This is a genomic window from Moorena sp. SIO2C4 (assembly GCF_010672485.1).
In the GTDB taxonomy this organism is placed as follows: domain Bacteria; phylum Cyanobacteriota; class Cyanobacteriia; order Cyanobacteriales; family Coleofasciculaceae; genus Moorena; species Moorena producens.
Genome location: NZ_JAAHGN010000290.1, coordinates 1 through 7,599, shown reverse-complemented (window position 1 = coordinate 7,599; position 7,599 = coordinate 1). Strand labels below are relative to the sequence as shown.

Annotated in this window: 6 protein-coding genes; 1 reads left to right on the top strand and 5 read right to left on the bottom strand. The window is 46.0% G+C overall.

Going from position 1 to position 7,599, the window contains the following annotated elements:
* Positions 1-791 (bottom strand): dihydroxyacetone kinase subunit DhaK (locus tag F6K20_RS16500; RefSeq protein ID WP_287295337.1); only part of this gene is annotated, 791 nt, incomplete at its 3' end.
* Positions 792-1,200: 409 nt separating this feature from the next.
* Here F6K20_RS16500 and F6K20_RS16495 point away from each other — a divergent pair.
* Positions 1,201-2,709 carry an arginase family protein gene (locus tag F6K20_RS16495; protein ID WP_287267061.1) on the top strand — a complete coding sequence of 503 codons (1,509 nt, stop codon included), beginning with the start codon at positions 1,201-1,203 and terminating at the stop codon, positions 2,707-2,709.
* A gap of 136 nt (positions 2,710-2,845) precedes the next feature.
* Here F6K20_RS16495 and F6K20_RS16490 read toward each other — a convergent pair whose 3' ends face one another.
* The 4 genes from F6K20_RS16490 to F6K20_RS16475 form a co-directional block, all read right to left on the bottom strand.
* On the bottom strand, positions 2,846-3,211 hold the full coding sequence (locus F6K20_RS16490) for a Lin0512 family protein (RefSeq protein ID WP_287257187.1): 366 nt from the start codon (positions 3,209-3,211) through the stop codon (positions 2,846-2,848).
* The gene (locus tag F6K20_RS16485) at positions 3,201-3,896 is read right to left on the bottom strand and encodes a class I SAM-dependent methyltransferase (RefSeq protein ID WP_287295335.1); all 696 of its coding nucleotides are present in this window, start codon (positions 3,894-3,896) and stop codon (positions 3,201-3,203) included. The genes F6K20_RS16490 and F6K20_RS16485 overlap by 11 nt, the downstream gene beginning before the upstream one ends.
* Before the next feature lie 295 nt (positions 3,897-4,191).
* Positions 4,192-6,903: a phosphoenolpyruvate--protein phosphotransferase gene (gene ptsP, locus F6K20_RS16480; protein ID WP_502708838.1), complete on the bottom strand. Its 2,712-nt coding sequence runs from the start codon at positions 6,901-6,903 to the stop codon at positions 4,192-4,194.
* 415 nt (positions 6,904-7,318) lie between these two features.
* Positions 7,319-7,599, bottom strand: a 281-nt coding sequence (locus F6K20_RS16475; protein WP_287295331.1) for an RICIN domain-containing protein, incomplete at its 5' end; no start/stop codon positions are given.

The window sequence follows — 7,599 nt, the reverse complement described above, 5'->3', positions numbered from 1 at the left end:
GTCCATTCTGCTTTATCTTCATCCCACTCTCGCACTGTGCGGCTATAGGCAGAATCTTCAATAATCGATAGCGCTAGCATTTCAGTCATCTCATCCGCTGATTTGAGGGACATTCGTTGTCTTCCCGGTTCCCCGTGAATGCCAATCCCAAATTCTATTTCTGCTTCCCCCAAGTCAAACATGGCACTCCCTTTAGCAGGAGGAGTGCAGGATGTCAAGGCCATACCCATGCTGCGTCCATTACTATTAACCTGGCGACAGAGATTAGCCAGTTGTTTGAGGTCATAACCGGCAGCAGCAGCAGCGCCACAGATTTTCTCGGCTAATAATGTTGTCCCTACCCCCCGCCTGCCTTGAGTATAGAGGCTATCTTTAACCGCTACATCATCATCAATTAGGATATTGAGGACTCGGATGCCTTCTGAGATAGCTAATTCGGCAGCTAACTCAAAATTCATGACGTCACCGCTATAGTTTTTGACAATATTAAGAACCCCTGCACCACTGTTGACTATTTTGGCAGCTTCTAGCATTTGGTCGGGGGTGGGAGAGGTAAACACTTCACCGGGACAGGCGGCATCTAACATTCCGGCACCCACAAAGCCCCCGTGCAAGGGTTCATGACCACTACCGCCACCGGAAATAATCGCTACTTTGTTTGATATGGGAGCATCAGCGCGGTAGATCAAGGGGGGGTCAAGATTAATTTTGAGCAGGTCAGGATGGGCTAAAGCCATCCCTTCTAGGCTTTCTCTGACAACATTATCGGGATGGTTGATTAATTTTTTCATGATTGATATCAGTGGTAATGGGTCATGGGTCATGGGTCATGGGTAATTGCCCCAACTTCCCCTTCTACCAATACTGCCATCCGTTACATCCGTTACTCATCCGTTGCCCGATCTTCTATTTGTCACAAGTCTAAAGCTTTGCTTATTCTTACTTCCACAACAAGATAAATAGGCATTGCTTAATGATTCAACGCCCTTTTGTTGAAACCGCAATTTTTTTTGGCTTGGAAATATAGCGCTGCGCTATAGCACTATATTTCAGGAGTGCGATCGCAAAAAAACTATATCGCTAGTTCAGCCATGCCCTGTTCATACAACCTTTAACCAATTATGCCATGGTTCAATCCAAATGGTAGTATAATCCCGATCCCAATTTTCCCAAATAGGTAACAGATAAGGAAATTCAACTATGACCATAACCAAAGCAGTGTCATCTCAACGATATGCAGAATTTGACCAGGTATTCCAGTTGTTTGATGCCAATGGTGATGGATTTATCACTCGTCAGGAAATCATCGATGCTCTAGAGGTTTTGGGACAAGGCATTTCCCTTCAGGACCGAACCAATCTTTTCAATCTGCTCAACAAAGATGATGTTGTGACACGGGATGCCTTTATGGAGTGGATGGTAAACCGCCAAGATCTCGATATTAGGGCTGATCTGCGACAGGTGTTTGAACTGATTGATGTTGATGGTAGTGGCAAATTATCGATTGAGGAGTTCACCCAGATTATCCAGTGCTTAAACACTACCGTAACTGATTCAGAAATTGCTGCCTTAGTGAGAAAAGCTGATCTAGATGGAGATGGTGAAATTGATTTTGAAGAGTTTATTGCCACTCAGACTTATGAATCGGGTCTGAAGATTTCCATCGCAGGCTTACGCAGTTTTAAAAAGATTTTGCTTCAGTACCAGAAAGTCGCAAAGTTTTCCTCCATTGCCCTGATTGAAGTTGATTCTGAATTAGGAGCAGGAACGCGCGGTCAATCCATGGGAACTGCTGCTTTGAGAGAAGCTGCTATCCAAAAACAGGCGGCACGAATGCATGCCGAAAATGGTGTTTTGAGTCTGGATAGTTTACAAGTACAAACGGAAAATTGGGCAGATGCTCTGGGACACAAACATCAGTACGCCAAGTATATTGAGAAGCTATATCAGGTGCTGAGCCGAACTACCGATGTAGTCGCCCAAACCCTACAGGAGGGGCTGTTTCCAGTGGTACTCGGTGGGGATCATTCAACGGCAGCAGGCACAATCGCCGGAATCAAAAAAGCCTTTCCGAATCATCGCTTGGGAGTGGTTTGGATTGATGCCCATGCTGATATTCACTCTCCGTATACAACTCCATCAGGCAATATGCATGGGATGCCTTTGGCGATGGCGACTGCTACTGATAATCTGGCCAAGCAAATCAATGATCTTGACTCAGACACCTTAGAACTGTGGAACCTGTGCCAAAGATTGGGGCTGGCAGATAGCGCGAATTTGAGCATTGAGGATCTGGTGTATGTTGCGGTACGAGATACGGAAGAGGCTGAAGACCACTTGATAGAAACACACCAGATCTTAAACATGACCACTGAGCAAGTTCGTACCTTGGGTGCGGATGTGGTTGCCCAACGGTGTTTAGAGAAGCTAGAGGGGGTGGATCTGATTTACGTTACTTTTGACGTGGACAGTATGGACTCCACAATTTGTATGGGAACGGGAACCCCAGCTCCAAATGGGATTTTTGTCAAGGAAGCCTGTCTGCTCAACGAAACTTTGGTTAAAGATCCACGGGTGTGTTGTTGGGAAATCTGTGAAATTAATCCCCTGCTCGATACCCTCAACACCATGGTGGAAAACTCCCTGGGCATTTTTGAAACCGTAGTGGATGCCATTGCCAATCGCGTAGAAGTAACACCGAAAGCATAAGACTATTGTTCAACGATGATTAAATTTTGTATTCCTCTTTTATTCAAAAGCTGATAGCTGATAGCACCTCAAGTAGCGTGCGCGTAGCGCTAATCGCTGATAGCTGATAGCTGATAGCTGATAGCTGATAGCTTACCTAATCACTATCCACCAAAACAGTAACGGCTGCAACAGCAATCAGCATCTCATCATTTTTATCATTAAGTTCTGGAATCGCCCTGCCTTGAACCACCATTCCACCGGACTCAAGGGATAGAGTTTTCTGACCGAAAGGGAGTACAGCCAGTACTTCATTTTCCCGGACTTGCTCTGGGTAAGGCACGGCGACTTGAACTTCAACTATCATTTGATTGGGATGCTCTAAACCAGCTACTTCCCAAACACCAGGTAAGGCATTGTGAGCAATAGCGTTCCGTACAGCTCGTGCTGCTGCTACGGTTGGGTCTTGACCGTGTTGGTCTACTCCCATTCCCATTTCAATAATTAAGCGTTTACGAACCATGGCGAGTATATTCGCGATTATATTCAATGCGTAACCTTTGAATTGGGTCATCCTCTGATTCTGGGACAGTATCACGACCGATTTCTTGTAAGCCCAATTCCTTAAAGTAAGCTAGTTCTGTATCCGACAACGGCCAAGGGGGACCATCCGGTTCAGTGTCGGTATCGCGAAATCGAGTTATCACTAGGAGGGTTCCTCCTGGGGCGAGTAAGAATGCGATCGCATTCATCACAGTTGACCGGACATTGAGGGGTAAGGCTTGGATATTACGGCATTCAAATACAAAATCAAATTTCTGATGCCATGCTGGATCTAAGGCAAATAAATCCGCCACTTGGTACTTGACCTGGGAATCGGGAAATCGTTTTTGGCACCATGCGATCGCAGTCGGGGAAATATCAAAGGCAGTGACTTGGAAACCCTGCTGCGCCAACGCTTCAGCATCATCCCCTAACCCACAACCAACCACTAGGGCAGAGCGACCAGACCCTTGGGGTGTATTACGCTCTAACCAATCCTGTAGATAAGGATGGGTTGTTAAACGCGCCCAAGGTATTTGCCCTGAATCCCCATTAGCTTCGGAATATAAAACCTCAAACCATTGAGATGGATTATCTTGGCGGATTGATTCCAATGCCAAGAGTTTGACCTTTTGCTGTAGTGCTTGGGGTTGTTCCTCGAACATAGGTCTGGGGTTGGTAATGCTTCCTAATTTTAACTGTTCAAACCTAAATCCCTGTCTTGTGAGGGATATCAGCTTTGCAGTACCACATTACAAACTAAGCCATTTGGCTGATTTTTGCCATGAGGGGTGACACCCCTCATTTGCTCAGGTATATTTGAAATATAAGATGCACCCTGATGATCGAGAGAGTCAGTAACACGGCTCTCTTTTTTTTTGCCTCTTTTTTTTTGCCTCTAGCATGCATGCCTCTTGCCTAAAGCCCTTGCTCGTAGCGCTATATCAACCCTGCCAAGACTCAAACGGACCTGTCCAGTTGGTTGATAATATATTCTCTAACCCCAACAGCGGAATCTAGCTGCAACGCCTCACCAGCAAGCATCTCGGCCTGGTTGATAGTCAACTGTGAAATAACTGACATCACAGTAGCGATCGCAGGTGGATTCACACTCAACTCATCCACCCCCAACCCTAATAAAATCGGTATCCCTACTGGATTCGATGCCAACTGACCACAGACACTAACTGGAATCCCTGCTTGATGAGCAACAGTTACCGTTTGTTGAATCATCCGTAGCACAGCCGGTTCAAGGGCATCAGCTAGCTTCGCCACCTTGGGATTAGTACGGTCAGCGGCCATTACATATTGACTCAAATCATTAGTACCAATGCTGAAAAAGTCCACTTCAGCTGCTAACTGATCAGCCATGGTTACTGCTGCGGGGACTTCTACCATAATCCCTACTGGCATCTGTTCATTAAAACCATACCCTTCTTGGCGCAACTCAGCTTTAGCCTCTGCTAGGATTTCCTTAGCAGCCCGTACCTCTTCTACTGAAGAAACCATGGGAAACATCACCTTAATGTTGTCTCCATAACTCCCTCGTAGAATCGCCCGCAGTTGGATTTTGAGCATCTCTGGACAATCCAAACTCTGACGAATTCCCCGCCATCCTAGGAAAGGGTTAGGCTCTGGGGTGTGCCGAGCAGAGGGAGCATCAGAAGACGCTAGATTCAGGAAGGGAATGGGCTTGTCACCGCCAATATCTAAAGTACGAATCGTTAGGGGATGGGTACCCATAATTTCCGCAATGGCTTGATAGGTTGCCAACTGCTCTTCTTCGCTCGGAATAGTTAAGCGTTCCAGATAAAGAAACTCGGTCCTAAGTAAACCTATCCCTTGAGCACCACAATCCAGAGCCAATTTAGCATCACCCTCTCCCAAAACATTTGCCATCAAAGGAATTTTGTGTCCATCTTGAGTAATTACCTCCGTCGGTAATTCATCCTTACTGTTGCTCTGTAGCTGTAATTCTTGCTTCCGTTCCTCAGAAGGCTCTACCCAAATTTGACCGGTTGTCCCATCCAGTGCCAACTCCATACCAGCTGGCAACGACAACAGATCCTGACCAACACCAACCACCATCGGTATACCGAGCATATTGGCGATTAGGGAACTATGGGCTGTAGCACTGCCACTAGCGCAACAGATACCTCGGACTTGGCTCGGATTGAGTTGCGCGACTTCAGAGGGAGTTAAATCAGCAGCAACCAGAATACCGGGCTCAGTCACATCTATAGGACTTACGAAGTTTAGTTGGTTTTGCCCCCCTGCCCCCCAATTTTGGGGGGTAATGATGTCAAAGTCCCCCAGAATTGGGGGATTTAGGGGGCTCTTGCGTAAGTCCTGATCTAAACAGGTTTCTTTCCTATTGGTCAGTAATCGCAACACTCGCCAGCCGACATCGATCACATCATTTCCGCGAGCTTGCATGTAGGAGTCTTCCAGAGTTTGGTAATTTGCTACGGTTTCATCGATTACAGTTTTCCAAGCCGCCCCTGCCCATAGATGCTGGTTAACTATAATCTGATAAGCTCTATTAACTAGCGCTGGATCGTCTAAGTAGAGCAAGTGAGCCTGAAAAATATCTGCCTGATCTTTAGTAACAGTATTAATCAGGTGTTGAAGTTGCTGTTGTGCTGTTTTAATAGCAAGTTGTAGGGTTTCCCACTCCGCTTGAGGATTATCTGTTTGCTCTTCAATAATCTCTGGAAGTTTGGGTTGGTAGACAATAACCGCTCCGATCGCAATCCCAGCAGCAGCCGGAATTCCAACTAACCTATCAAGTGTCACCGATGACGGGTGAAGGGATCGGTTACTGGCAGGGTTAGACTCTTGGTTGATGTCTTCTTTTGCTTTATCTAATTTTTCACCAAAATTGTTATCTACTAGCTGCTGCAACGCTATCAAGGCTAATTCCGAATCTTCTCCCACTGCTTTGATGACTATTTCATCTCCCTGTTGGATACCTAAAAGCATGACATTATTAAGGCTTTTTCCATTAACTATATTGCTAGTTTTGCTGATATTTCGTAACGTAATTTCCGAGTTAAACCGATTAGCTGTAGTAACAAATTGAGCAGCAGGACGAGCATGAATTCCCTGTTGATTCTGGACAGTAAGATGGATTTCTTTGGTTGTAGTTGCGTAACCCACGGGCAAGATGCCCGTTCCACCCACGGGCAAGATGCCCGTTCCACCCACGGGCAAGATGCCCATTCCACCCACTGGGTCAAACTCAGTACTATCATTACTATCAACAACTGATAACTGAGAGGCTTTAGCGGTTAAAGCTGATCTAGCTTCAGCAATGACTTGGTCGATATCACCACCAGCCGCAGCTTGGATAACCGCTGCGATCGCACCTTCCACTAATGGCGCTTCGCACAATCTTACCTTGGGTTTCTGGTCTTCATCCAGAAACTCCAGTGCCATTTCTGCACTGAGCACCGCACTGCCTAAATCCATCAATACTACTACCCCAGCATCGGAGTAAACCGACTCAATGGCAGCTTGGACTTGGAGCACATCGGTACCAAAGGGATTTTCTGGGTCATCAATACCCGCTGCGATCGCAATCGGTACGGATGTGTGAACCATCTGTTCAGCTAATTCCTTGACCCCAGCGGCTAGCTTAGCACTGTGGGAGATAATCACAATTGAGATCATAAGGTATATAAACACTTTCTCTTGATGCAGTCGCTCATGGGGGAAACCCCCAAGACCGCGCTGCATCGCTTGTATCATCGGTTGTGAACATACTCCCTTAGGCAAGAGGCAAGAGGCAAGAGGCAAAAGGGAAGGCATTGCTGATTAATAGAATCATGGAGGGTAACTGACAACTGACCCGAATAGACCTGATTACATTCCCATATTCAGCAACGCCAAAATAATTTTATATCCTTAGGAGTTACTGCAAGCTAACTGGTATAAATCAGTCAGATGTCCTAGGAGAGTTTATTCGCTTTCTTCTACAGAAAATGAAAGGCCAAGGGGATATCGAATCCCCTTGGCCTTTGTCGCCTTTCATCCCCACCTCGCCGAAGGGTGGGGTATTCGGCGATTTCGATAATTTATTCCGCGATTAGTCTACCAAAATCCATTTTTGATCTGTTAAGGAACCGTTATCAGGATTTATCCCAGAAAGCTCACAATCCCAAAGTATTAAGTTGTCACCGTTACTGCGACCTGGAGCACCAGCTACATCTATGCACTTCCCTGATAGATCATTCATGATATATCCGTTAGTTGTAACTGTCCATACTTGGTCTGTAGTGGAATTGTTATCAGGATTTATTCCAGAAAGCTCACAATCCCAAAGTATTAAGTTGGCACCGTTATCCATACCTGGAGCACCAGCTACAA

Coding starts and splice junctions, on each gene's coding strand:
- ptsP (WP_502708838.1), bottom strand. CDS start 6,903: ATGATCTCAATTGTGATTATCTCCCACAGTGCTAAGCTAGCCGCTGGG.
- F6K20_RS16485 (WP_287295335.1), bottom strand. CDS start 3,896: ATGTTCGAGGAACAACCCCAAGCACTACAGCAAAAGGTCAAACTCTTG.
- F6K20_RS16495 (WP_287267061.1), top strand. CDS start 1,201: ATGACCATAACCAAAGCAGTGTCATCTCAACGATATGCAGAATTTGAC.
- F6K20_RS16490 (WP_287257187.1), bottom strand. CDS start 3,211: ATGGTTCGTAAACGCTTAATTATTGAAATGGGAATGGGAGTAGACCAA.